This is a genomic window from Actinoallomurus soli, assembly GCF_024055715.1.
Lineage (GTDB): Bacteria > Actinomycetota > Actinomycetes > Streptosporangiales > Streptosporangiaceae > Actinoallomurus > Actinoallomurus soli.
Genome location: NZ_JAMXMV010000002.1, coordinates 235704 through 260039 on the forward strand (window position 1 = coordinate 235704; position 24336 = coordinate 260039).

The following is a 24336-nucleotide window of genomic DNA, read 5'->3' on the forward strand; positions in this document are numbered from 1 at the left end:
CCTGACGTGAAGCCTCGGCTTCGGCGTGAAGGCTCAGACCTCGGTGTGAGGGCTCAGACCTCGACCTGGAGCGCCCGCAGGCCGCGCAGGACGTAGCCCGGTTTCCACTCGGGGTCCGCCTTGACGGTGAGCCCGGGCGCGAGCCGGAGGAACGCGCGGAACGACTCGGCGAGCTCCACCCGCGCCAGCGGGGCACCGAGGCAGAAGTGAATTCCGGCGCTGAACGCCAGGTGCGGATTGGGCGTCCGTGACAGGTCCAGCACGTCCGGGTCGGCGAAGACCTCCGGATCCCGGCACGACGAGGCGAACTGCAGGGCGACCTCGGCGCCGCGCGGGATCGGCACCCCGCCGACCTCGATGTCCTCCAGCACCCAGCGCTCGAACAGCGGCAGCGGCGTGTCGTACCGCAGCAGCTCCTCCACCGCGGTGGGGATCAGGTCGTGGTCGGCGCGCAGCCGCTCCAGCTCGCCGGGGTTACGGAACAGCGCCCACCAGGAGTTGCCGGTGGCGTTCACGGTCGCCTCGTGCCCCGCGTTGAGCAGCAGGGCGCAGGTGCCGATCAGCTCGCCCTCGGTGAGGCCCTCGACCTGGCACAGCGCGCTGATGAGGTCGTCGCGCGGGTCCTTCCGGCGGGCACGGGACAGGTCGCGCAGGTAGCCGGAGAACTCGATCGAGGAGCGCACCGCCGCGTCCTGGATCTCCTGGGACGGGTTCAGCTGGTACATCCCGCACATGTCCGCCGACCACGGGCGCAGCAGGTGCCGGTCGGCCTCGGGAACGCCGAGCATCTCGGCGATCACGGTCACCGGCAGCGGCTCGGCGACCTCGGCGATCAGGTTCCCGCCGCCCCGCTCGACCAGGCCGCCGACCAGCCCCTCGGCGAGCGCCCGGATCCGGGGCCGCAGGTCCTCGACCATCCGCGGGGTGAACGCCTTCGACACCAGCCGCCGCAGGCGGGTGTGGTCCGGCGGCTCCATGTCGAGCATGCCCGCGTCGTTGAGGTCCCAGAACGGCTTCAGGGACTCCGGCTGCGGCTCGCGGCCGAACTCCTCGTCGGTGGCGACGTGATGGTACGTCCGGCCGAGCCGCCGGTCCCGCAGCAGCGCGTTGACGTCGGCGTAGCGCGAGATGACCCACTGGTTCGTCGGCTCGTGGAAGAAGACCGGCGACTCGCGGCGCAGGCGTTCGAAGACGGGGTACGGGTCGGCGACGAAGGCCGGCGATCCGGGGTTGTATTCGTTCAACGGGCCCACCGTTCGGTACGGATGTCGGTCGCACGCGCCCGGTGCGCCCGCCCGGCCGCCGACTCGACGATCGCGCGGGCCTCCCCGAGCTCGCGATCCTCCGCGGCGACCTGGACCGGTCCAGGTGGCGCGTCGATGTGAACGGTACCGAGCCCCAGCAAACGCTGGAACGGGCCGGCGGTGAGGCGGACGCTCTGCGCCCGCGCGTGGGCGACCACGTCGAGCCGGCGGCACACCCGGCCCCGGCGGGTGACGAACAGCCGGTCGTCCGTGCCGGCCTCCCCCTTGCGGAACGGCGCGAGCCACGAACGGGGTGCGGGCAGCAGCGGCACCGCCTCGGCGTTCGTGCCGGGGAAGACCAGGCCGACCATCCGCAGCGCGACCTCACGGGGCGCGACCGGCAGCAGCACCGACGACAGCGCCTGCCGGTCCCCGACGTAACCGGCGACGGTGACGTCGATGCGCGCCCAGCCGTTCCCGCGCCACAGCACCGGCTCGACGACCCGGACGGCCTGCACCCGGCCCGGCGGCACGGTCTGCATCCGGGTCTCCATCAGGCCGTACCGCAGCCGCAGGCCGTCCGGGGACAGGGCCGCGGTGAAGTTGGTGTGCATGACCAGCGGCGCGACCACACCGCGGGCCAGGCCCAGCAGCACCGGCAGCGCCGCCGCCAGCACGCCGGGCTCGCCGAACACGACCCCGAACGCCAGCAGGGCCACCAGCAGCATCAGCGCTCCGATGACCGGCAGCTTCATCAGCTGCGAACCGAGCAGCGTCCCGAACCCGACCCGCCAGTACGGGCGTTCGGGCGCCTCGGGCGTGTGGCCGGGCAGCCCGGCGGCCCGGGCCAGCAGCTCGGCCCGCAGCTGCTCGGCCGGCGGCCGCCCCAGGAAGCGGAACTTCGTCTCGGCCTGATCGCCGCCGGCCAGCTCCACCCGCACCTCGGCGAGCCCGAACAGCCGTGACACCAGCGGCCGTACGACGTCCACGGCCTGCATGTGCGCCAGCGGGATCCGGCGGTTGCGGCGCCGCAGGATGCCGGTCTCGACGACCAGGTCGTCCCCGGAGATCCAGAACTTCAGCGACCACCAGCTCCAGAACCCGATGGCCGCGGCCACGACGGTCGCCGGCAGCATCACGGCGAGGAAGCGGGCGATGATTCGCGGGGTGAGGACCAGGGCGACGCCGTCGGGGGTCTGGGTCAGCAACAGCGAGTAGCCGCCGAGCACGAAGGCGATGACGACGACCCCGACCGCGTTGATCACCGCGGTGGCCATGTGCAGCCGGTGCACGCCATGGGAGAAGTGCACGGGCGGCTTGGGCGGCGGACCGTACGGCGGCGGCCCGTACCCGTACGGCGCGGGCCCGTACATCGGCGGGGTGAACCGCGGGCGCGGCGGAGGCCCGTACGGCGGCCGCCCCGGCCCGTAGGGACCGTTCATAGTCCGATCGACCTCGCTTCGCCCTTCTGCGCGAGCCGGTCGCGCAGGATCGCGGCGTCGCGGGCGGGCAGGCCGGGGATCCGCGCGTCGGTGGCCGCCGCCGCGGTGTGCAGCCGCACCGTCGCCACCCCCAGCCACTGTTCGAGCAGCCCGGCCGTCACGTCGACGTACTGCATGCGCCCGTACGGCACGACGACGAGGTGCCGGACGAAGAAGCCGTGCGTGACCAGCAGGTCGTCGGCCCGCTCCGCGAAGCCCCATGACCGGTAGCTCAGCTCGGCGACGATCCAGCCCACGGCACAGGCGACCAGGACCACGGCGAGCCAGATCAGGCCGCCGGCGAGGCCGCGCGTCCGCGACAGCACGAACGCGCCGACGACCGTCACCGGAAGCGCCCACAGCAGCACGGTGATGCGCCGCTGCCAGGTGAGCTTGGGCGAGACCCGCACCCACGCCATGCCGCTCGGCGGGTCGAACGCCTGCTCCGCCCGCGCGCCGATGGGCACTACGGAGGGCATCGACGGCCCGTTCGGGGCGGGCGGCGGAGGCATCGGGCCGTGCTGCGGGCCGAGCGACGCGCCGGGCGGCAGCATGCTCGGACTGCCCGGCGGCATGTCCTGCGCCGCGCGCGGATTCGGATACTGATCGCCAGCGTTCATGTCGCGCCTTAGTCAACCCCAACCGGGCCGCCTCCCGCGAGACCCGTCATGGCAGGATGGGTGATCGAGGCGAGTGAGAAGGCGAGCGCGGCAGTGAGCATCCAGCGGCGAGCCGCCGAGCGAGCGGAGTGGTCGGCGAGGAACGAGCCGGCCGCGCAGCGAGTGAGAAGGCGAGCGCGGCAGTGAGCATCCAGCGGCGAGCCGCCGAGCGAGCGGAGTGGTCGGCGAGGAACGAGCCGGCCGCGCAGCGAGTGAGAAGGCGAGCGCGGCAGTGAGCACCGAGCGGATCGTGGGCGTGGGCGCGGGGACCAAGGACCTCGCCACCGAGGACATGACGCTCAACATCGGGCCGCAGCACCCCTCCACGCACGGCGTGTTGCGCCTGCGGATCACCCTGGACGGCGAGCGGATCGCCGCCGCCGAGCCGATCATCGGGTACATGCACCGGGGCGCGGAGAAGCTCTTCGAGGTCCGCGACTACCGGCAGATCATCGTGCTGGCCAACCGCCACGACTGGCTGTCGGCGTTCGCCAGCGAGCTGGGCGTCGTCCTGGCGGTCGAGCGCATGCTGGGCATGGAGGTGCCGGTCCGCGCGGTGTGGGCGCGCACCCTCCTCGCCGAGCTGAACCGCGTGCTCAACCACCTGATGTTCCTCGGCTCGTACCCTCTGGAGGTCGGGGCGATCACGCCGATCTTCTACTCCTTCCGCGAGCGCGAGCAGCTGCAGCGCGTCATGGAGGAGATCTCCGGCGGCCGGCTGCACTACATGTTCAACCGGGTCGGCGGCCTGAAGGACGAGCTGCCCGCCGGCTGGCTCGGCCGCGTCACCGACGCCGTCACCGCGGTGCGCCACGGCGTCGGCGACATCGACAAGCTCATCCGGGGCAACGAGATCTTCCGGGCCCGCACCCGCGGCGTCGGCGTGCTGACCCGCGACCAGATCGAGCAGTACGGCGTGTCGGGACCGATCGCCCGCGCCTCCGGCGTCGACTTCGACCTGCGGCGCGACGAGCCGTACCTCGCGTACGGCGAGCTGCAGGACGTGCTCCGCGTGGTCACCCGGACCGAGGGCGACTGCCTGGCGCGGTTCGAGTGCCTCCTCGACCAGGTGCACGCCTCACTCGACCTGGCCGACGCCTGCGTCGCCCGGCTGAAGGAGCTGCCGCCCGGCCCGATCAACGTACGGCTGCCGAAGGTGCTGAAGGTGCCGGAGGGTCACACGTACGCGTGGACGGAGAACCCTCTCGGCATCAACGGCTACTACCTCGTCTCCCACGGCGAGAAGACCCCGTGGCGGCTGAAGCTCCGGTCGGCGTCCTTCAACAACATCCAGGTCCTCCGCGAGATGCTGCCGGGCCACCTCGTCGCCGACATGATCGCCATCCTCGGCTCGATGTTCTTCGTCGTCGGCGACATCGACAAGTAGCCGGTCCTACGACGACCCGTCAGCCGGTGGGCTGGGCGGGGGCGTTCTGGTTGCCGGGGGCGGTGGGGCGGAGGGAGGCGCAGGCCTGGGCGGCCTTCTTCTGGGCGGCGGACATGCTCGGCATGCCGCTCGGGCGGCCCGATGGCCTGGCGGTCGGCATGCCCGATGGCCTGCCGGACGGCTTACCGGAGGGCCGGCCGCCGGGGGCGCCCATGCCCGGTCCCCGGCCGGGCATCGTCACGCCCTGTTTCTCCATGCACTGCCGGTAGGCGGACGTGGCGCCGGCGTTCGGGCCGCCGCCCTCGCCGGCCGGACCGCCGCTCTGGGCCGAGCTCTTGCCGCCGCCTCCGCACGCGGCGCTGAGGAGCAGGGTGCCCGCGACGGCCGTGCCGCCGAGCAGTCGGATGGTCAGTCGCTTGGTCAGCATTCTGGTTCCTGTTCTAGGAGAGTTACCGTCAGCGGCCGGACGAGGTGCCCTGGACGGATGTGGCGGTGAGGGTGCCGTCCGAGGCCTGGGAGCCCTGGACGGTGACGGTCGTGCCGGTCTTGAGGGCGGAGGCCTTGCCGCTCCGCAGCACGCGGACCTTGGTCTTGCCGGTCACCTTGACCTGGACGACGCCGTTCGCGGTCTTGACGTAGATCGTCGTGCCCGTGACCTTCTGGACCGTGCCGGTGGTCCCCGAACTCACGCCATCGCCGGAGTCCGACGGGCGGCCGCCGCCGGGCATGCCGCCGCCGTACGTCCCACGGCCGCCGGGCAGTTGACCGCCCGTCGACCCGCGTGAGCCCTGGACCGCGGTGGTCGTGTGGTCACCGAAGTGGCGGTCGACCTGGGCTCCCGCCCCGAAACCGGCGGCCAGCAGCGCGCCGGCGCCGAGGTAGGCGGTCAGGCCGAGTCGCCTGCGGGCCCTGGGCGCCGCGGCGAGTTCGGTCTCCAGGTCGCCGTCGAACGGCGAGGCGGACAGCACGTCATCCCGGGTCACCGTGGCCTCGGGCTCCTCGTACGGCGTCCACGTTCTGCGGCCGGTCACGTCGTTCTCCTCGATGTCACTCATGGCGCAGGGCCTCGATCGGGCGCAGCTTGGCCGCGCGGTTGGCCGGGTAGCTGCCGAAGAAGAGCCCGATCGCGACGGACACGCCCAGCGCCAGCGCGATCGAGGAAGGCACGATCACCGGCTTCACGCCGACGACCTTGAAGAGGCTGCCGAGGACGCCGACCAGCACGCCGAGTACGCCGCCGACGAGGCTGAGCACGGTCGCCTCCGCGATGAACTGGCCGAGGATCGCCCCCTTGGGCGCGCCGATGGCCTTGCGGATGCCGATCTCGCGGGTCCGTTCGGTGACGGTGACGAGCATGATGTTGGTGATGCCGATGCCGCCGACCAGCAGGCTGATGGCCGCCACTGCGCCGAGCAGCACGGTGAAGGTCTTGCCGGAGGCGCTGACCGCCGACTGCAGGCTCGCCTGGTTCATGATCTGGAAGTCGGCGGTGTTGGACCCGGAGATGTCGTGCCGCTGGTCCAGGATGTCGGTGACCTCGCTCTGGGCCCGGTCGGTGGCCTTCGCGCTCTTGGCCTCCACGACGATGGAGTTCAGGCCGCCGAACCCGGTGAGGTTCTGCTGGACCGCGGTGAGCGGGCCGATCGCGACGTCGTCGGCGTCCTGCATGCCGGACGAGCCGGACTCCTTGAGCACCCCGACGACGGTGAACGGCGTGCCGCCGACGTTGATCTGCTTGTTCAGCGGGTCGACGGTGCCGAAGAGGTCGTCGGCGACGGTCCGGCCGATCACGACGACCTTCCGGCCGCCCGTCACGTCGTCGTCGGTGAACGCCGCGCCGCGCGCGAGCTCCTTGTTCGCGGCGCCGAGGTAGGCGGGGTACGTCCCGACGAACTGGCTGATCGAGTGGCTCGTCCCCTCGTACGTCGTCGTCACCGACGAGGAGGTCACGACCGGGGACGCGCTCTTGACCGAGGGGGCGTTGACCGGGTCGACGAGCGCCTTGGCGTCGTCGACGGTGAGGTCGTGCGCCTGCGTACGGGGGCCGCTGGACTGCTGGCGGTTCCGCGTGCCGCCGAACCCGCCGAACCCGCCTCCCCCGCCGCCGGACGTCGACTTCGTCACGGTGAGGGAGTTGGCGCCGAGCCGGGAGATGTTGTTCTTGATCTGCTCGGAGGAGCCGTTCCCGACCGCGACCAGCATGATCACGGCGCCGACGCCGATGAGGATGCCGAGCATGGTCAGCGCGCTGCGCAGCTTGTTGGCGGTCAGGCCGCGCAGGGCGAACCGCAGGATCTCCCAGGGACTCACCGCACGCCCTCCACGACGGTCGCGGGCGGCGGGCCGTCCACCGGGGCCTGCCGGCGGTCCTCGATGATCTCGCCGTCGACCAGCCGGATCACCCGTTTGGCGCGGGCGGCGACCTCGTCCTCATGGGTGATCAGCACGATGGTGCGGCCGGAAAGGCCGAGCCGGTCGAGGATGCCGAGGACGTCGGCGGTGGAGCGGGTGTCGAGGTTGCCGGTCGGCTCGTCCGCCAGCAGCAGCGCGGGCGCCGTGACGAGGGCGCGGGCCACGGCGACGCGCTGCTGCTGGCCGCCCGATAGTTCGTTCGGCTCGTGATCCATGCGGTCGGCGAGGCCGACCTGCCGGAGGGCGGCGCGGGCCCGCCTCCGGCGCTCCGCCGGCTTCACGCCGCCGTACGCCAGCGGCAGCTCCACGTTGGCGAGCGCGGACATCCGCGGGATCAGGTTGAACGACTGGAAGATGAAGCCGATCCTGCGGTTGCGCAGGATCGACAGGCGGCGTTCGTCGAGCACGCCGACGTCCGTCCCGTCGAGCAGGTACCGGCCGCCGGACGGCACGTCGAGACAGCCGAGGATGTTCATGAGCGTCGACTTGCCGGAGCCGGACGCCCCCATGATCGCCACGTAGTCGCCGCGCTCGACGCGGAGGGACACGCCGCGCAGGGCGTGCACGGCGGTGCCGCCCTGGCCGTACACCTTGGTCAGCGCGCGGACGTCGAGGACCGCGGGTTCGGGCGTCACGGCCGGCCTCCCCCGGGAACTCCGCCGGGCGCCCCGCCTCCGCCGAAGCCGCCGCCGAACCCGCCGCCGGCCCGGCCGAAGCCGCTGGTGCCGCTGGTGCCGGTCGTCGTCGTGGTGATGAGCACCTGGTCGCCCTCGTTCAGCCCCGACTTGATCTCGGTGCCCTGGGTGCCTTTGACTCCGGTCGTCACGGTCTTGATCACCTGCTTGCCGTTCTGCAGGACGGTGACCGTGCTCTGCCCGCCGGCGGTACGGACGGCGGCCGCCGGAACGTACAGGACGTTCTGCGCCGTGGCCGTGGTCACCTGGACGGTCGCGGTCTGGCCGATCCGCACCGAGCCGGGGATCGAGGTGAGGGTGATGGTCGCGCCGTACTGCACGACGTTGTTGCTCGTCGTCGGCGACATGTCGATCTGGGTGACCTTGCCGGTGGCGGTGACGCCGCTGAGCGCGTCGAAGGAGACCGTGGCGCGCTGGCCGGTCTTCAGCTTGATCGCGTCGGCCTCGGTGAACTCCCCGGTGACCATGAGCTTCTTCGGGTCGGCCAGCTCGATGAACCCGCTCCCGGACGAACTGGACGAACTGGACGAGCTGCTCGTGCTCGACGACCCGGACGAGCCCCCGGAACCGCCGCTCCCGGACGGACCGCCCGATCCCCCGGACGAAGAGCCCTGGGAGGTCGAGCCGGAGGAGCCCGAACCGGAGGACGAGCCCCCGACGGTGCCGTTGACGGTCACGACCGTGCCGGCGAAGGGCGCCCGCAGCTCTGTCCCCGCGAGCGCGCGTACGGCCTGGTTGTAGGCGTTCTTCGCCGAGACGTACGAGGAGTAGCCGGAGGCCGTGGAGGTGTCGCCGTCCTCGGCGGCGGTGAGGTTCGCCTTGGCCGAGTTCACGTTCTCCTCGGCGGAGGTCGTGTCGAGCCGGGCGAGCAGTTCGCCCTTCGAGACCTTGTCGCCCGCCTGCACGTAGATCTTGGCGACCGTGCCGGAGGTCGTGAACGACAGCGAACGGCTCCTGGCGCTCTCCACCGATCCCGAGGCCGACACCGACGAGACGACGGTGCCGCGCATGACCCGCGTCGTACGGCTGAGGGCGGAGGCCCCCGCCGAATCGTCCCCGCCGGTGAGCGAGAGATATCCGACGCCGACGCCGGTGACCAACAGCACGCCCAGCGCGCCGTTGACCACGAGGGATCTGCGCCCGAGTAGACGTTTCACCCGGCACAAGCTGGCGGAGGAAGGTGGGATTACCCTAATTCAAAAATGAAAAGATGATGAGAGACGGTCCCCAGGAAACTCTCACATAAGGCCCAGATTAGTCTCATCCAAGCACGTCATCATGGCGCGCCATGAGATTTCGGGTGTCCGCGCCGAATTTCCGGCTGAAACGTACCCAGATGGCCACCGGCGCAATCGGCGTCGCGGTGATCGGCGCGGTGACGGCCGTCGCCGTCGGCACCGGCGGCGGGAGCGGGGCGGCGCCGGCGTACGCGACGGTCGCCGAGGGCGCGGTGACCGCCACGGCCGGGGCGGCGGGGAACGTCAGGAGCACCGACAGCCGCGATCTGGCCTTCAGCACCTCCGGAACGGTGACGAAGGTGTACGTCAAGGTCGGCGCGAAGGTGCGCGCGGGCGCCCGCCTGGCCCGCGTCGACCAGACCCGGGCCCTGGAGGACGTGGCGGCGGCCCGCGCGGCGCTCGCCGCCGCCGAGGCGGCCGAGTCCGCCGGGACCACCGTGACCGGCGCGACCGGCGCGACCGGCTCGAACGCGGCGGCGGCGACCGGCCGCGCGACCATCTCCCCGGCCGCCTACCGGACGACGACGTCGCCGAGCCCCACACCGTCGGCGCGGCCGAGCACGACGAGACGCCCGTCGACGCCGCCGAGCACTCCGCGGCAGACGCCGACGTCGAGGGCGCCGGCGTCCAGCAGGTCCTCGGGCGGCGGGACCTCCGGGGGCACGACCTCGGCGGCGCAGCTCGAGGCCCGGGTCGTCCAGGCGAAGAACACCCTGACCCAGGCGGAGCGCACCCTGGCCGGAACGGTCATCACGGCGCCGATCGACGGCACCGTCCTCGCCGTGAACGGCCGGGCCGGCGACACGGCCTCGGCCTCCAGTACGTTCATCACCATCGGTGACCTGGACGAACTGCAGTTGCAGGCGACCTTCTCCCAGAACGACGTGGCGCGCATCCGCATCGGCCAGGAGGCCGAGATCACCCTCAGCACCGACAGCACGAAGACCTACGCCGGCTCGGTCACACACGTCGACACGAACGCGACGACCAGCGACCAGCTCGTCAAGTACGGCGTGATGATCGCCTTCGACGACGTGCCGTCCACGGTGCTGATCGGCCAGTCCGGAACCGTGTCGGTCACCACCGCGTCCGCGACGGACGTCCTCTACGTGCCCTCGCCGGCCGTACGGACCGCGGCGAACGGGACCTCGACCGTCCGGGTACGCCAGGGCGGCCGCACCGTCACCCGTACCGTTGAGGTCGGCGTCCGCGGTGACGCCTACGTCGAGATCACCTCGGGCCTGGCCAAGGGCGAGCGGGTGGTCACGTCCGGCTGAGACCCTCGTGACCCGCCCGTCCAGGGCTGCCGCGACCCGGCGCCGCCTCGCGGCGGATGTCGGCCGCGGTGCGGCCGAACTCCCTCTTGAGGGCCCGGCTGAGGTGGCCGGCATCACGGATCCCCCACCGCGCGGCGATCGCGGCGGCGGTACGGGTCGCGAGAGCGGGGTCCTGGAGATCCCGGCGGATCCGGATGAGCCGCTCGCGCCGGACCCAGGCGGCGAAGGTGGTGCCCCGCCGCTGGAAGAGCCGGTGCAGGTAGCGGGAGGAGATGCCGTGACGGCGGGCGACGGAGTCGACGGACAGGGCCGGGTCGTTCAGATTCGCGAGGGCGTAGGCGATGATCCGGTCGGTGAGGCCGGCGGCCGTCTCGACCCGCTGCGGGCCGGCGTCGGTTAACGAGGCGACGAGCAGCGAGGCCAGCGCGTCGGCGAGGTGGAGGCCGAACCCGTCGGGCAGATCGTCGATGCGCTGAATCGACGACGCCACCGCCTGCAGGTCCTCGGGCCGCAAAAGATTGGCCGCAGCGAACTCCGCGTCCATATCGCGCAAGGCGAGGTTTCTCCTTTCGGATCAGATGGGATGGAAGACGTCCATGTCGCTGTTCCTGACGCTAAGTCGTCGATACCTTCAAGATGCCGATCGGAGCTCAGAATGGGATGGGCTGGGATGTTCGTCGGACCGGGCGACCGCGACGGCGCAGGTCGCCTCAGGGCCCCGATCCCGGCCCCACCTGGGGATGGGACGGATTGGGATGGAGCGGGAGACCGAGGCAGTGCCGAGCGACCCTCAACGGCCGACTCCGGAGGACTGCACGGTCGGCACGCGCCTGGCGACCGAGTTGCGCGCCCTACGGACGCGCACCGGGAAGAGCCTCAAAGAACTCGAACAACTGATCCATGCCAGCGACTCGTCGATATCCCGCTATTTGTCAGGACGGATCGTGCCGCCATGGCAGGTGATCGAACGGCTGTCGCGGCTGGCCGGAGACGACCCCGCACGGCTGCGTCCCCTCTGGGAGCATCTCAACGACGACCGCCACCGGAAAGGGACGTGCTCGGCGCTTCCCCTGGTACCTCCCGCGAGAGAGCAACCGTCCCGGCCGCCGGTCGAGGAGACGGTCCCGGCGTCCTCCGGGCGGCGGTTCACCGCCCCCAGGAGACTCCTCGTCGGCGGCCTGACGACGGTGGCCGCGCTCGCCCTCTTCGGGGCCGGAGTCCTCGTAGGACTGTGGCTGGCGCCTGACCGGACCCGCCCTCCCGTCGTCCAGCAGTCCACCGCGTGCGGGGACTGGCCCTGGCCGAACGGAGCAGAGGGTCAGGTGGTGGTCCCGCCCGCCGCCGCGTACGGCCACGACCACACCGCGACGGTCGAGCTGCGGAGCGGAAGCGTCAACGGGCGGCAGATGGCGTGGGGACAGATCAGCCACGCCCGGTACGGCGACCGGGTCTGGATGGACTGGAGCCGGAACGACGGCAGGACCTGGATCCAGTGCGGTCCCTTCACGACGACCGGCGCGACCTTCTCGAGCCGCGCCCACGAGATCGCACCGGGATGGCACTTCCGAGCCTGTGCCGACACTCCGCGCCCGGCGGCGGACCATCCGCGCGACGCCTGCACGAACTACTGGTGAGCGACGCCGGGGCGCCCGGTGCTCAGCCCGCCACCCGGTAGGCGCGCGAGACGGTCTCGGTGACCTGGTTCCCCGCGCTGTCCACGACGGTCGCGCGCAGCGCCACGAACCCCGGGTCGGCCGGGTTGGTCACGGAGGCGACGCCGTTCGCGACGGGAAGACTCTGCCAGGTCTTGGACCCGTCGGTGGACGCCTCGACCTTCAGCGTCCTGACCGCGTGCGCGGTCGCACCGGAGTTGGTCACGACCCGGACCGGGATCTCGGTGGTGGAGCCGGGCGCGGCGGCGTTCCGGTCGTCGAGCCCGCGCGGCGCGAACCGCACCGTGGTCAGCGGCAGCGCCGTCTTCTTCTTCGTCCGCGCGGACGTGAACACCCAGCCCACCTGGACGCGGTCGGACAGCGTCGACTCGGCGGCGTCGCGGGTGGCCGTCACGTCGAGGTGGTAGGTCGCCGCCGACTTCCCCAGGGTGACGTCCGGCTCGTACGCGTCGAGGGCGAGCGTCTTCGCGCCGGCCCGTAGCTTCACGTTCGCGATCGTGAACTGGTCGAATCCCCAGTTCCCGGCGGCGTCGGACAGCAGGTTGACCGGCGAGTAGTGCAGCTGGTCGCCCGTACGGTAACCGCCGGGCGCGGCAGGCGCGAACACCGCGGCGTTCCAGGTCTCGTCGGGCGCCGTGCCCTTCGCGTACGTCCGGGTGGCCAGGGTGACGTTGCCGAACAGCGGGTGGGACGACGACTCGTACCACAGCTCCCGCTTGCAGGCCGCGCCCGGCTGGACGTACTCGGTGAGGGTCGCGGGCGCGTCGAGCCACATCTCGTCGTCACCGCCCCAGACGGCGCCCCGGCAGCGCGGGTTCACCTTCATCCCGTCGCCGAACGACCGGTAGGTGACCTTGACCTGCGCGAGGTCGGCCTTGGTGACGTGCTGGGTCACCCCGGCCGGGATGCCCCCGGAGTAGGAGGTGCCGAGGCGGTACAGCACGCCCGACCCGGTCCAGGTGCTGCCCTGGGTGAACGTCACCCCGGAGCGCTTCACCGGCACCGCGTACAGCCGCCCGGGAACGTCGTCGGTGGTGAAGTCCATCGACCCGTGCCGTACGTGGACCCGGATCCGGCCCTGCACGGACGGATCGCCGACCGACAGGTCGATCGGCTTCCCGCTCTTGGCGCTCAACGTGACGTGGTCGTGGCCCTTGGACACCTTGTACGTGCTGAGGACGACGGTGTTCTCGGGCGACTCGCCCGGCTCGTTCCGCGCGAGCGTCGCGTAGATCTCGTACGTCCGCTTGTCCGGGAGCTTCGCCACGGCGGTGTCACGGCCCATCACCGGCCACGACCTCCCGCTCGCCGGGTCGTAGATCTGCGCGGTGATCCAGGGCACCTTCCCGGCCCGGCTCAGCCCCTTGATCGTGAGGTACCGCGTGGTCGTCGCCGAGGCGGCCGCGGGCAGCGAGCCGAGAACGAGAGCCCCGGCGATCCCGGTGACGAGCGCGCGTCTCCCCAACCCCATGGCCACCCTCCACCACACCCAGAATGAAGATCACAAACCCTACATTCCGGGCACCGCCCACACCCCGCTTGGCCGAACCAGGCCAGCGAACCCCCGCCCCGCCCGCGTTCGATGGCGATCTGAATGATTCGTCCGCCTGTCGAAGCCGACGCCGGAGGTACGTTCAGATCGTGATGCACTTCTGGCGTATTCCGGCCGTGACACACTTCGTGCAGGCCACGGGCTGGTTGGCGCTGCTCGTCTTCGCGCTCCCCGCGCTCGGGTACCTCCTGGTGATGCTCTTAGCGCGCCCCCGGCCGCCGGCGATCTTCGCCGCTCCGTGCGTGTTCTTCGTCGTGGCGTGGTTCCTGGCCGCGCTCCCGGTGATGGCGCCGCTCTGGGTGATGCCGCCGCTTGCGCGCGCCGCCGTCGCCGCCGCGATCGCCTACCTGGTCGCGCTGGTGGTGCCGCTCGCCTCCGGGATGGCGCGGTATCCCCTGCACGTCATCCGTTGCGGCCGCCTGCCGGTGGTGGGGACGACCTTCGCCGCCGCCTACTCGTACACGGTCCCCGCCAGCCCGGAGTACATGGTGTCGCCCTTCAACGATCATTTCTTCTGTTCCTGCGAGGAGGCTTCTGCCGCAGGGTTCCACAAGTTCCCCTGACGAGCCTCCCGCCGGCTCAGGCGGATCGGTGGAGGTCGGACCGGACCTCGCTCGCGATCTCGTGGATCTTCTTCTCGGTCTCCCGCAGTCTCGCCTCGGCCTGGGCGGTCCGCTCGGCGGCGCGGCGCTCCCGCCGGGTCGGCTTACGACTCGTCCCGGCCTTCATCTTCGAGCGGGTGAACAGTCCCATCACAGTCACTCCTTCGGCTGCGCTCGTGCCGCCAGGAGATCCCCCGTATCGAACGGTTCATTCCGATTGCGAGTCACCCGGGGCGGAGCCCAGGAGCCGGGCCGAGACGTGTTCCTGGGCCAGGAGGCGGAGGGCGGTGATGAGTCGTTCGCCGACGATGGTCCCGACGACGACGCTCTCGGCGATGCGATCGGTGTCCGGGCGGGAGGCGACCGCCGCGACCTCGCGCTCGGCGAGGCGCTCGACGGCGTCCGCGTAGGAGTCCAGGTCCGCGGCCAGGTCGCCCTGGCCGAGCGCGTACAGGGCGGCGATGGTCTCGGCCAGCGTCCCGATGGCGGGCGCGTCCGGCTCGATCGTCCAACCGCGCTTCTCGATCAGTTCACGGACCTGGGCCTCGGCGCGGGCTCCGTCGTCCTCGGCCGGCTGCCGCGGCGGGGCGAGGGCGCGGTGCACGGCCCCGATGCGGTGGTGCAGGGCCTGATCGTCCGAATCGAGCGACTCCAGCACCTCCTTGACGCGTACCACGGGCAGACCCGCCAGATCGATGAGCGCCCGGATCAGCCGGAGTCTGCGCAGGTGCGCGTCGGCGTAGTCCGCCTGGTTGGGGCTGGTCAGCTCGCCGGGCGGCAGCAGCCCCTCGCGCAGGTAGAACTTGATCGTCGGCACTGAGACGCCCGATCGCCGGCTCAACTCCCCGATACGCATCCTTGCCATCCTCTCCGAACTTATGGATAGTATCACTATCCACAGAACGGATAGCGAGACTATCCACTTTGATCGGAGGGATCGTGGTCTACCTGGCGAGCGCCCAGTTCGTCCCGGCGAGCGTGACCGTCATGCCGGACCACGGCGACCTCGTCCGCATGGTGCCGCCGTTCGCGCCGGTTCCGGGTCAGACCCGCCCAGTCCGCCTCCGCTTCCCGATGACCCCCTGATCACGAAGGACGACACCATGAAGACCCTCGCCCTCAGCACCGAGTCCCGGATGATCGCCGGGGCCGTGCTCATCACGATCGTCACCATCGAGTTCGGCGGCTGGTTCATGACCCGGATCGCCCGCGGCGGTGTGCCGATGACCGACTTCCAGCGCTCCTTCGCGCGCGCCGGGCACGGACACGCCGGCGTCCTCGTGCTGCTCGGCCTGATCGGCCTGCTGTACGCCGACGCCACCGGCCTGACCGGCGTCCTGCTGTGGACGGCACGGCTGGGCGTGCCGGTGGCCGCGATCCTGATGTCCGGCGGGTTCTTCGCCGCCTCCGCCGGTCGAGGCGCCACCGCGCCCAACCGTTTCGTCTGGATACTGTGGATCGGCGCCCTGTCCCTCGCCGCGGGCGTCCTCAGCCTCGGCCTGGGCCTGCTGACCGCGTGAACCGGCCACTGCTGCGCTGATCACTGGCGGTCGCCGCCCACAGGGCGCGGTGAACGCCAGTGATCTCGTCCTCAGGAGCTCGCGTCGAGGAACTCCAGCCGCGTGCCCGACCTCACGGGTCAGTACGCCTGGCCCTCGTAGGCCCGTACGAGGCGCTTGGGGGCGGTGAGGCGCCAGGCGTCGGTGAGGAGCTCACGGAGGTGGCCGGGGTCGACCCGCGTGACGTCCACGCCGACCCAGCCGTGCCGCCCGACGTACGCCGGGAAGGAGAAGATCTCCGGCTCCTCGGCGAGCAGCGCCGCCTGCTCGTCCTTCGTGGCCTTCACGCTGGCCGACGCGCCGTCGTCCGACAGCATCGCGAAGATCCGGTCGCGGACCCGGAACGTCGGCCTGCCCCATGTCTCGCGCTCCTCGGCCTCGGGCAGCGCCAGCGCGATCTCCCGCAGCTCCTCCACGGACGCCATGTGCCCCTCCTGTCCCGGTCGGCCGCCACGCGAAGCATGGCAGCCGCCACCGACACTCAGATGCGCGAGGCGTGCCGGTGGTCGTTCTCGTCCTCGGGGCCCTTCGGCACGCGGCAGGCGTACTCCAGGAACAGCGCCGCGCCGATCAGCGCGATCCCGGCCAGCGCGGTGCCGCCGCTGACGAAGAAGTCACGCCGGGGCGTCGGCTTGTCCAGCGACGAGATCAGGTAGACCGCCATGCCGGCGAAGCCGCCGGCCAGCACCGCGGCGGCGTGCGAGCTCGCCTTGGCCAGGGCCGCCAGCCGGGCGGCGACCAGGGGCTCGATCGGCTTGGAACCGGGCCTGTGCTGGATCCGGGCCCGCGTGAAGAACGCGGTGTACAGCTCGCCGAGGGCGAGCAGCAGCAGCGACGGCACCATCGTCCAGGGCAGGATCGGCAGCGACGTGTAGAAGAAGCGCACCACCGCCCACACGACGACGGCGACGCCGATCAGTACGGCGGCCAGGACCGCGATCCGGGTCGGCTTCACGCGGGCGGCTGCAGGGAGAGGTCGTCCCGGCGCCGGAGCTCCTGGCCGGCGACCGCGGGCAGCAGGTCCGCGACCCGGCCGCGGCCCGGCAGCGAGGCGTCCGGGTCGACGTCCGCCCAGGGCACCAGCACGAACGCCCGCTCGTGGGCGCGCGGGTGCGGCAGGGTCAGCTCCGGGGCGTCGGAGGTGACGTCGTTCACGGTGACGATGTCGATGTCGAGCGTGCGCGGCCCCCAATGGACGTCACGGACGCGGTCCATCGACTCCTCGATGTTCAGGACGCGTTCGAGGAGCGACTGCGGCGCCACGCTGCTGTCCGCGACGATCACCACGTTGAGGAAGTCGTCCTGCTCGGGGCCGCCGATCGGCTTGGTCTCGTAGACCGGTGAGATCGCGACGAAGTCGAGGCCCGGCGCGTCGAACAGCGCGTCGATCCCCTCCTGCAGGTTGTCGAGGCGGTCGCCGAGATTGCTGCCCAGCGACAGCACGGTCCGGCTTTTCTGCTCAGAAGTCGTCATGAGCGGCTCCGGGTAATGGTCACGGCCACGTCGGTGAAGGGATGGGGCACAGGGGCGTTGGGCTTGTGCACGGTGATCTCCACGCTCTCGACCTGTGCCACGTCGAGGCAGCGGGCCGCCAGTCGCTCGGCCAGCGTCTCGATCAGATTGACGGGTTCGCCTTCGACCACGGACACGAGCCGGTCGGCCAATGCCCCATAGTCGACGGTACGCAATAGATCATCTCCGGCCGCGGCCGGGCGGATGTCAAGGCCCAACGTGACGTCGATGATGAACTCCTGGCCGAGCTCGCGTTCGGCGGGCAGGGCGCCGTGCCGGCCCCACGCGCGCAGGCCCCGGAGCACGATCCGGTCGCCACTGACTGTCACTCGACCTCTTCCTCCCTGCCCAGGACGGGTGAGCCGTGGTGGAGCCACAGCCGCCACCCGGCCTCCGTACGTACGAACACGTTGGTGGTCACCACGCTTCCCCCGGAGGTGAGCCCGATCTCGTTCTCCTCGGCGGCGGTGATGATGTTCTCCGCACAGCTGACGACGGCCTGATCGCCGGAGATCCTGATCTGGGTGTCGGTCAGCACGAACTGGATGTACGGGGTGTTGGCCATGATCAGCGCCCAGGAGCGCAGGACCGCGCTCCGGCCCCGGATCAGCGGCCAGCCCGGGTGGACGCAGACCACGTCGTCGGCGTACGGGCCGTCCGCCCAGACCGCGCCCATCCGGTCGAGGTCCGCGGACTCGAACGCGGCGTAGAACTCCGCGTGCACTCCCTCGACGGCCTGGACGTCCAGCTCGGTCACCGGGCGGCTCCCCAGGCGGCGGCGACGCGTACGGCGTCGGCGTTGGGCCGTACCTCGTGGACGCGGACGCACCAGGCTCCGGCGGCGGCGGCCAGCGCGGTGATCGCGACCGTGGCGTCGTCGGACTCGGCGAACGGGCGGGGCGTCCCGTCGGGGGCCGCGAGCAGCCGGCCGAGGAACCGTTTGCGGGAGGCGGCCACCAGAACCGGGTGGCCCAGGGCCCGCAGGGCGTCCAGGTGGGCGAGGAGGGTCCAGTTGTGGTTGTCCTCCGGCCGCTTGGCGAACCCGAGCCCCGGGTCGACGACGAGCAGGGACGGATCGACGCCCTCCTCCAGGACCGCGTCGATGCGGGCGCGCAGCTCGTCGCGCACCTCGCGGACGACGTCGGCGTAGACCGCGCGCTTGTCCATGTCGTGGCTGTGCCCGCGCCAGTGCATGACGACGTACGGGACGCCGGCCTTGGCCACCGCGCGCGGCATGGCGGGGTCGGCCAGCCCGCCGCTCACGTCATTGACCAGGCGGGCGCCGACGGCGACGGCGGCCTCGGCGACCTCGGCCCGCATCGTGTCGACGCTGACCGGCACGCCCTCGGCGGCCAGCGCGTCGATCACCGGGATGACCCGGCGCAGCTCCTCGCGCAGCGAGACCCGCTGCGCGCCGGGCCGCGTCGACTCCCCGCCGACGTCCACGATGTCGGCGCCCTCGGCGACGAGGGCGAGGCCCCGGCGGATCGCGGCGTCATGGTCGAACCAGGCACCGCCGTCGGAGAACGAGTCGGGCGTGACGTTGACGACGCCCATGACGAGGCAGCGCCCGGGATCGGGCAGGCCGGCGACGCTCATGGTCATATCGTCAGCCTAGTGGGGCCCCGCCATCACGGACGTTTCAGACCGGGGATGCGGACGCGCGGCCAGACGATGAACGCCTCGGCCTCCAGCGCGGCCAGGGCGATCCGGGGCGCGTCGTTCAGGCTCGGGTAGACGAAGAACCTCGGCTGCCACACCGGCTGGAACTTGGCGTTGAACTTGTACAGCGACTCGATCTGGAACCAGCGGGACAGGAAGATCAGCAGGCCGCGCCAGGCCTTGAGGACCGGACCGGCGCCGATCCGCTCACCCCGCGCCAGCGCCGCGCGGAACACCGCGAAGTTCAGCGAGATCCGCTTGACGCCCAGGTCCGGGGCGGCCTTGAGCGCCTCGACGATCAGGAAGTCGTTGAGGCCGGGCTGGGCGGACCGGTCGCGCCGCATGAGGTCGAGGGACAGGCCGTCCGTACCCCAGGGCACGAAGTGCAGGATGGCGTGCAGTTCGCCGTCCTTCTTCGCGGTGGCGACCACGCACTCCTCGTCGCCGGACTCGCCCACCCGGCCCAGTGCCATCGAGAAGCCGCGCTCGGTGTCGGTGCCACGCCAGGCGTCCGCCTGGGCCCACAGCGCTCTCAGCTCCTCGGGTGCGAAGTCCTTCTCGCGGCGCACCTCGGCGGTGTAGCCCTGCCGGGCCACGCGGTTCACCATCTGCCGGACGTTGCGCATCGTCCGGCCCTCCAGGGAGAACTCGGCGGCGTCCACGATCGCCTCGTCGCCGAGTTCGAGCGCCGACAGGCCCGTGTCGCGGCACCAGACCTCCGCGCCCAGCTCGCTGCAGCCCATCACGGCGGGCGCCCAGGCGTGCCGGGCCGCCTCCTCCAGGAACGCCTGGATCGCGCCGGGCCACGCCTCCGGGTCGCCGATCGGGTCACCGCCGGCCAGCATCACCCCGGACACCACGCGGTACGTCACGCACGCCTTGCCGGTCGGCGACCAGATCACGCTCTTGTCCCGGCGCAGCGAGAAGTAGCCGAGCGAGTCCCGGTGGCCCTGCCGGGCGAGGAGGGCCCGGATCCGCTCCTCGTCCTCGGCGGACAGGGAGGGGGCGGGCTCGGCCGGGCGGAGGAAGAGGAAGGCCGTCATGCCCCCGGTGAACAGGCCGAGCGAGCCCAGGATCAGGCCGAACAGATCGTTGCGGCGCTCGGAGACGAACGTCACCGGACCGGTGACGCCGAACAGGCCGCCGACCACGTGCCACAGGCGCTCGGAGAAGGAGTAGTCACGGACGAGGCCGTGCCGGTTCACCGTGATGAACAGCAGGCCGACCCCCACACTGGCCGCCGCGAGGAACGACCCCACCCATAGCGCCCGCCACCGGGTCCGTGGGTCGCCGGTGGCGTAGAACTCGTCGCGGAAGTACAGCAGCGCGCCCAGCATCGCCGCCGCGACGATGGCCGACAGCGCGAAATCCTTGACGACGTGCGAGACGATCGTGAAGGCGAGCAGGCCGACCACCGCGCGCCACGCACGCCGCTTGCGGCGGCGCAGGGCGTGGGACAGCAGGAGCAGCAGCAGCCCGGCGACGAGCGTGGCCGTACGGGCCGCGTTGTTCACGGAGCCCGGGACGTACTCGTCGAGCCGCACCATCCGGCGATGCCACTCGGGCAGCAGTGCGCCGACGACGTCGTGCAGGCCGATAAGGAAGGACAGCCATCCGGTGACGGCCGGCACCCAGCGCCGCTGGAGGCGGCGCTCCAGCGAGGCTCCGCCCGGCTCCGGGCGTACCGGCGCGTCCTGCTTCGTCCCCATCACTGCCCCACAGCGTCGTCATCCGGGCGTGCCCGGTCTGCCATCTACACCGACCTCGATTCCTCGGAGTCCGGCCGCAGTCTCCCGCGATACGGGGCTACTCGTTCGACGATTGGTCAAGGCATGGAGTTCGCCGCGAGTCCGTTCGGTGAGAAGGCCGTCACCCTGAGGGCAGGTATCGGCATCCTCGGCCCCGGGGAAAGGCTCCGGAGCCGAGGAGAGCGCCGGAGCCGGGGAGGGAGCGGGGGCCGAGCAGAGCGCCGGTGCCGGCGCTCTGACGGGAGTCAGCGGCCGAGGATCAGGCTCATCGCCTCCGCGCGGGTGCTCGGCGACTCGCGGAAGTCGCCCCGCACCGCCGAGGTCACCGTCCTCGCGCCGGGCTTGCGGACCCCGCGCATGGTCATGCACAGGTGCTCGGCCTCGATGACGACGATCACGCCGCGCGGCTTGAGGAACTCCATCAGCGCGTCGGCGATCTGGGAGGTCATGCGTTCCTGCACCTGGGGCCGCCGTGCGTACACGTCGACGAGCCGGGCCAGCTTGGACAGCCCGGTGATCTGCCCGCGGGCGTTCGGCGTGTAGCCGACGTGCGCGACGCCGTGGAACGGCACGAGGTGGTGCTCGCAGGTGCTGTAGACCTCGATGTCCTTGACGAGCACCATCTCGTCGTGGTCGGCGTCGAACACGGTGGTGAGGACGTCCTCGGGGCCCTGCCGCAGCCCGGCGAACTGCTCGGCGTACGCCCGGGCGACCCGCGCCGGGGTGTCGAGCAGCCCGTCGCGGTCGGGGTCCTCCCCGACCGCGAGCAGGATCTCCCGGACCGCCTTCTCGATTCGAGCCTGGTCGACCGGCGGTCCGTGTGGGACGAGTCTCTCGGTCACGCCTTGCCTTCGGTATCGCTGTCCTGGTGGTGCTCACCGAGCGCCGGGCGGGACGAGCCGCTGCCGTTGCCCTGGGTGAGGTCCTGGACGTCCTTCGGGCCGAGCAGCGCCAGCTCCTTCGGCGTCAGCACCGGCGGGCGGTCCGACGGGAGCCGCTTGCCGTAGCCGCTGTACGACGGGGCGGCCGGGCGCTTCGTCACGGGCTCGAAGATCTCCAGCACCTGCTGCTTGGAGAGGGTCTCCTTCTCCATCAGCTGCAGCACCAGGTTGTCGAGCACGTCGCGGTACTCGACGAGGATCTCCCACGCGATGTCGTGCGCCGACTCGATCAGGCGGCGGACCTCGTCGTCGATCGCCGAGGCGATCTCCTCGGAGTAGTCACGGGTGTGCGACATCTCCCGGCCGAGGAACGGCTCGCCGTTGCCCTCGCCGAACTTGCGGGCGCCGAGGCGCTCGGACATGCCGTACTCGGTGACCATCTTGCGGGCGATCGAGGTCGCCTTCTCGATGTCGTTGGCCGCGCCGGTGGTCGGCTCGTGGAAGACCAGCTCCTCGGCGGTACGGCCGCCGAGCAGCATCGCGAGCTGGTCGAGCATCTCCGACCGGCTGGCGAGGAACTTGTCCTCCATCGGCAGCGTCATCGTGTAGCCCAGCGCCTGCCCACGCGACAGGATCGTGATCTTGTGCACGGGGTCGGCGTTCGGCAGCGCGTGCGCCACGAGCGCGTGACCGCCCTCGTGGTAGGCGATCGTCTTCTTCTCCTTGTCGGACATGACCCGGCTCTTGCGCTCCGGCCCGGCCATGACCCGGTCGATCGCCTCTTCGAGGGTGTTCATGTCGATCTGCTTGCGGTCCATACGGGCCGTCAGCAGGGCCGCCTCGTTGATCACGTTGGCGAGGTCGGCGCCGGTGAACCCGGGCGTACGGCGGGCGATGGTGTCCAGGTCGACGTCGGGCGCGAACGGCTTGCCGCGGCCGTGCACCCGCAGGATGCCCTTGCGGCCCTCCAGGTCCGGCCGGTCGATGACGATCTGCCGGTCGAAGCGGCCCGGGCGCAGCAGCGCCGGGTCGAGGATGTCCGGCCGGTTCGTCGCGGCGATCAGGATGACGCCGCCCTTGACGTCGAAGCCGTCCATCTCGACGAGCAGCTGGTTCAGGGTCTGCTCGCGCTCGTCGTGGCCGCCGCCGAGACCGGCGCCACGGTGCCGGCCGACCGCGTCGATCTCGTCGACGAAGATGATCGAGGGGGCGTTCGCCTTGGCCTGCTCGAACAGGTCACGGACGCGGGAGGCGCCGACACCGACGAACATCTCCACGAAGTCCGAACCGGAGATCGAGTAGAACGGCACGCCCGCCTCGCCGGCGACCGCGCGGGCCAGCAGCGTCTTACCGGTACCGGGCGAGCCGTACAGCAGCACGCCCTTGGGAATCTTCGCCCCGATCGCCTGGAACTTGGCGGGGTTCTGCAGGAACTCCTTGATCTCCTGCAGCTCCTCGATCGCCTCGTCCGCGCCGGCGACGTCCGCGAAGGTCGTCTTCGGGGTGTCCTTCGTGACCAGCTTGGCCCGCGACTTGCCGAAGTTCATCACCCGCGAGCCGCCGCCCTGCATCTGGTTCATGATGAACAGGAAGATCAGCACGACGACGACGATCGGCAGGAAGCTGAACAGCAGGCTCAAGAAGACGTTCTGCTTCGGCACCGAGGTGTTGTAGCTCGTCAGCTGGCCCTGATCGGCCTTCTGCTGGAGCAGCTTGGCCAGGTCGTTGCCCTGGCCGCTGACCCAGGAGGCCTGCATCTGCTTGCCGTTCTTGAGCTTGACCTCGATCCGCTGATCCTTGTCGATGATCTGGGCGGACTTGACCTGGTTGTTCTGGATGGCCTGGACGACCTTCGAGGTATCGGCCTTCTCGTACGAGCCGCCGGGATTGATCCCGTACATGACGAGGAGCACCAGCGCCCCGAAGGCCAGAATCCACAGCAACGGCCCGCGAAAGTAGCGCTTCAGATCCATTTATGCGGTGCCCCACGATGGGGCCCGTCCCTCCTGACCAGCGTCTCCAAGACCCCGCCGCGAATGCGCCGAGGCGGCCTTCCCGAGTGTGGCTCCCCGCATTGCAGCCGGGATACCGAAGGTACACCGGTCTCACGGAAGACCGCAGCACGACGACCGGTGCCCTACTTCGCAACTAGCAACGTACTAAGCTAACCCTCTTGTTCCCCACTTCCACCGTAGACGTGTGGGGCAAGTGTTCCCACGAACGGAAGGTTGCGGTAGCGCTCGGCGTAGTCCAGGCCGTAGCCGATCACGAACTCGTTCGGGATGTCGAACCCGAGGTACTTCACGTCGACCTCGATCTTGGCCGCGTCCGGCTTGCGCAGCAGCGTGCAGACCTCCAGCGAGGCCGGGCCGCGGGACGCCAGGTTGCTCATCAGCCAGTGCAGGGTGAGCCCCGAGTCGATGATGTCCTCGACGATCAGGACGTGGCGGTCCATGATGTCCGCGTCGAGGTCCTTGAGGATCCGCACGACGCCGGAGGACTGGGTCCCGGAGCCGTAGGAGGAGACGGCCATCCAGTCCATCGAGACCGGCGAGTGCAGCGCGCGGGCGAGGTCCGCCATGACCATGACCGCGCCCTTCAGCACCCCGACGAGCAGGATCTCCCGGCCCGCGTAGTCGGCGTCGATCTGGGCGGCGAGCTCCCGGATCTTGCTCTGGAGCTCCTCCTCCGGGATGAGCACCTTTTCGAGATCTGCCCGCATGTCCGTTTCGTCCACCGCAGAGCCTTTCGCGA

The 24336-nt window shown here is 71.1% G+C and carries 28 protein-coding genes; 6 read left to right on the top strand and 22 right to left on the bottom strand.

Features of this window, described 5'->3' with window-relative positions:
- Positions 1-53: 53 nt before the first annotated feature.
- The 3 genes from NDW01_RS07050 to NDW01_RS07060 are packed head-to-tail and all read right to left on the bottom strand — an operon-like array spanning position 54 to position 3345.
- Positions 54-1244 carry a cytochrome P450 gene (locus tag NDW01_RS07050; RefSeq protein WP_252817847.1) on the bottom strand — a complete coding sequence of 397 codons (1191 nt, stop codon included), beginning with the start codon at positions 1242-1244 and terminating at the stop codon, positions 54-56.
- Complete coding sequence (locus NDW01_RS07055) at positions 1241-2686, bottom strand: PH domain-containing protein (protein WP_252817850.1); 1446 nt, start codon at positions 2684-2686, stop codon at positions 1241-1243. Before NDW01_RS07055 ends, NDW01_RS07050 begins: the two co-directional genes overlap by 4 nt.
- On the bottom strand, positions 2683-3345 hold the full coding sequence (locus NDW01_RS07060) for a PH domain-containing protein (protein WP_252817852.1): 663 nt from the start codon (positions 3343-3345) through the stop codon (positions 2683-2685). Before NDW01_RS07060 ends, NDW01_RS07055 begins: the two co-directional genes overlap by 4 nt.
- 271 nt (positions 3346-3616) lie before the next feature.
- Between NDW01_RS07060 and NDW01_RS07065 the strand changes: the two genes are divergently transcribed.
- Positions 3617-4771 (top strand): NADH-quinone oxidoreductase subunit D, encoded by a 1155-nt coding sequence (locus tag NDW01_RS07065; RefSeq protein WP_252817855.1) that lies wholly within the window; start codon positions 3617-3619, stop codon positions 4769-4771.
- Positions 4772-4790: 19 nt separating this feature from the next.
- On the opposite strand, the gene NDW01_RS07070 is transcribed toward NDW01_RS07065, so the two are convergent.
- The 5 genes from NDW01_RS07070 to NDW01_RS07090 are packed head-to-tail and all read right to left on the bottom strand — an operon-like array spanning position 4791 to position 9035.
- Positions 4791-5198, bottom strand: coding sequence for a hypothetical protein (locus NDW01_RS07070; protein ID WP_252817858.1), 408 nt, complete (start codon positions 5196-5198; stop codon positions 4791-4793).
- Positions 5199-5226: 28 nt separating this feature from the next.
- Positions 5227-5826, bottom strand: a complete 600-nt coding sequence (locus tag NDW01_RS07075; RefSeq protein ID WP_252817861.1) for a DUF5666 domain-containing protein — start codon at positions 5824-5826, stop codon at positions 5227-5229.
- The gene (locus NDW01_RS07080) at positions 5819-7081 is read right to left on the bottom strand and encodes an ABC transporter permease (protein WP_252817863.1); all 1263 of its coding nucleotides are present in this window, start codon (positions 7079-7081) and stop codon (positions 5819-5821) included. The genes NDW01_RS07075 and NDW01_RS07080 overlap by 8 nt, the downstream gene beginning before the upstream one ends.
- On the bottom strand, positions 7078-7818 hold the full coding sequence (locus NDW01_RS07085; protein ID WP_252817865.1) for an ABC transporter ATP-binding protein: 741 nt from the start codon (positions 7816-7818) through the stop codon (positions 7078-7080). Before NDW01_RS07085 ends, NDW01_RS07080 begins: the two co-directional genes overlap by 4 nt.
- Positions 7815-9035 carry an efflux RND transporter periplasmic adaptor subunit gene (locus NDW01_RS07090; protein WP_252817868.1) on the bottom strand — a complete coding sequence of 407 codons (1221 nt, stop codon included), beginning with the start codon at positions 9033-9035 and terminating at the stop codon, positions 7815-7817. Before NDW01_RS07090 ends, NDW01_RS07085 begins: the two co-directional genes overlap by 4 nt.
- A gap of 179 nt (positions 9036-9214) precedes the next feature.
- On the opposite strand from NDW01_RS07090, the gene NDW01_RS07095 reads away from it, so the two are divergent.
- Positions 9215-10393, top strand: a complete 1179-nt coding sequence (locus NDW01_RS07095; RefSeq protein WP_252817870.1) for an efflux RND transporter periplasmic adaptor subunit — start codon at positions 9215-9217, stop codon at positions 10391-10393.
- On the opposite strand, the gene NDW01_RS07100 is transcribed toward NDW01_RS07095, so the two are convergent.
- Positions 10380-10937, bottom strand: a complete 558-nt coding sequence (locus tag NDW01_RS07100; protein WP_252818752.1) for a helix-turn-helix domain-containing protein — start codon at positions 10935-10937, stop codon at positions 10380-10382. The two genes, NDW01_RS07095 and NDW01_RS07100, sit on opposite strands and share 14 nt — an antisense overlap.
- Positions 10938-11148: 211 nt before the next feature.
- On the opposite strand from NDW01_RS07100, the gene NDW01_RS07105 reads away from it, so the two are divergent.
- Positions 11149-12027, top strand: coding sequence for a helix-turn-helix domain-containing protein (locus NDW01_RS07105; protein ID WP_252817874.1), 879 nt, complete (start codon positions 11149-11151; stop codon positions 12025-12027).
- A gap of 22 nt (positions 12028-12049) precedes the next feature.
- On the opposite strand, the gene NDW01_RS07110 is transcribed toward NDW01_RS07105, so the two are convergent.
- Entirely contained in the window at positions 12050-13537 is a 1488-nt protein-coding gene (locus NDW01_RS07110) for a hypothetical protein (RefSeq protein WP_252817876.1), read from the bottom strand.
- Positions 13538-13707: 170 nt separating this feature from the next.
- Here NDW01_RS07110 and NDW01_RS07115 point away from each other — a divergent pair, with 170 nt between their 5' ends.
- Positions 13708-14181 carry a hypothetical protein gene (locus NDW01_RS07115; RefSeq protein ID WP_252817879.1) on the top strand — a complete coding sequence of 158 codons (474 nt, stop codon included), beginning with the start codon at positions 13708-13710 and terminating at the stop codon, positions 14179-14181.
- Positions 14182-14197: 16 nt separating this feature from the next.
- Here NDW01_RS07115 and NDW01_RS07120 read toward each other — a convergent pair whose 3' ends face one another.
- Complete coding sequence (locus NDW01_RS07120; RefSeq protein WP_252817882.1) at positions 14198-14371, bottom strand: hypothetical protein; 174 nt, start codon at positions 14369-14371, stop codon at positions 14198-14200.
- A 57-nt stretch (positions 14372-14428) separates the two neighbouring features.
- Complete coding sequence (locus NDW01_RS07125) at positions 14429-15076, bottom strand: MerR family transcriptional regulator (RefSeq protein WP_252817885.1); 648 nt, start codon at positions 15074-15076, stop codon at positions 14429-14431.
- A 68-nt stretch (positions 15077-15144) separates the two neighbouring features.
- On the opposite strand from NDW01_RS07125, the gene NDW01_RS07130 reads away from it, so the two are divergent.
- On the top strand, positions 15145-15306 hold the full coding sequence (locus tag NDW01_RS07130; protein WP_252817888.1) for a hypothetical protein: 162 nt from the start codon (positions 15145-15147) through the stop codon (positions 15304-15306).
- 17 nt (positions 15307-15323) lie between these two features.
- Complete coding sequence (locus tag NDW01_RS07135) at positions 15324-15740, top strand: hypothetical protein (RefSeq protein WP_252817890.1); 417 nt, start codon at positions 15324-15326, stop codon at positions 15738-15740.
- A 119-nt stretch (positions 15741-15859) separates the two neighbouring features.
- Here NDW01_RS07135 and NDW01_RS07140 read toward each other — a convergent pair whose 3' ends face one another.
- The 10 genes from NDW01_RS07140 to hpt form a co-directional block, all read right to left on the bottom strand.
- Positions 15860-16204 carry an MmcQ/YjbR family DNA-binding protein gene (locus NDW01_RS07140; protein WP_252817893.1) on the bottom strand — a complete coding sequence of 115 codons (345 nt, stop codon included), beginning with the start codon at positions 16202-16204 and terminating at the stop codon, positions 15860-15862.
- Positions 16205-16260: 56 nt separating this feature from the next.
- Complete coding sequence (locus NDW01_RS07145; RefSeq protein WP_252817895.1) at positions 16261-16734, bottom strand: DUF3180 domain-containing protein; 474 nt, start codon at positions 16732-16734, stop codon at positions 16261-16263.
- Entirely contained in the window at positions 16731-17252 is a 522-nt protein-coding gene (folK, locus tag NDW01_RS07150; protein WP_252817898.1) for a 2-amino-4-hydroxy-6-hydroxymethyldihydropteridine diphosphokinase, read from the bottom strand. Before folK ends, NDW01_RS07145 begins: the two co-directional genes overlap by 4 nt.
- Positions 17249-17620, bottom strand: a complete 372-nt coding sequence (folB, locus tag NDW01_RS07155) for a dihydroneopterin aldolase (protein ID WP_252817901.1) — start codon at positions 17618-17620, stop codon at positions 17249-17251. The genes folK and folB overlap by 4 nt, the downstream gene beginning before the upstream one ends.
- The gene (locus NDW01_RS07160) at positions 17617-18048 is read right to left on the bottom strand and encodes a nuclear transport factor 2 family protein (RefSeq protein WP_252786842.1); all 432 of its coding nucleotides are present in this window, start codon (positions 18046-18048) and stop codon (positions 17617-17619) included. The genes folB and NDW01_RS07160 overlap by 4 nt, the downstream gene beginning before the upstream one ends.
- Entirely contained in the window at positions 18045-18896 is an 852-nt protein-coding gene (gene folP / locus NDW01_RS07165; RefSeq protein WP_454923409.1) for a dihydropteroate synthase, read from the bottom strand. Before folP ends, NDW01_RS07160 begins: the two co-directional genes overlap by 4 nt.
- A gap of 26 nt (positions 18897-18922) precedes the next feature.
- Positions 18923-20662 carry a phosphatidylglycerol lysyltransferase domain-containing protein gene (locus tag NDW01_RS07170; RefSeq protein ID WP_252817904.1) on the bottom strand — a complete coding sequence of 580 codons (1740 nt, stop codon included), beginning with the start codon at positions 20660-20662 and terminating at the stop codon, positions 18923-18925.
- Between the two features lie 284 nt (positions 20663-20946).
- Positions 20947-21543, bottom strand: coding sequence for a GTP cyclohydrolase I FolE (gene folE, locus NDW01_RS07175; RefSeq protein WP_252817907.1), 597 nt, complete (start codon positions 21541-21543; stop codon positions 20947-20949).
- Complete coding sequence (ftsH, locus tag NDW01_RS07180; RefSeq protein WP_252786839.1) at positions 21540-23555, bottom strand: ATP-dependent zinc metalloprotease FtsH; 2016 nt, start codon at positions 23553-23555, stop codon at positions 21540-21542. Before ftsH ends, folE begins: the two co-directional genes overlap by 4 nt.
- A gap of 191 nt (positions 23556-23746) precedes the next feature.
- Positions 23747-24319: a hypoxanthine phosphoribosyltransferase gene (gene hpt / locus NDW01_RS07185; protein WP_252817910.1), complete on the bottom strand. Its 573-nt coding sequence runs from the start codon at positions 24317-24319 to the stop codon at positions 23747-23749.
- Between the last annotated feature and the right edge of the window lie 17 nt (positions 24320-24336).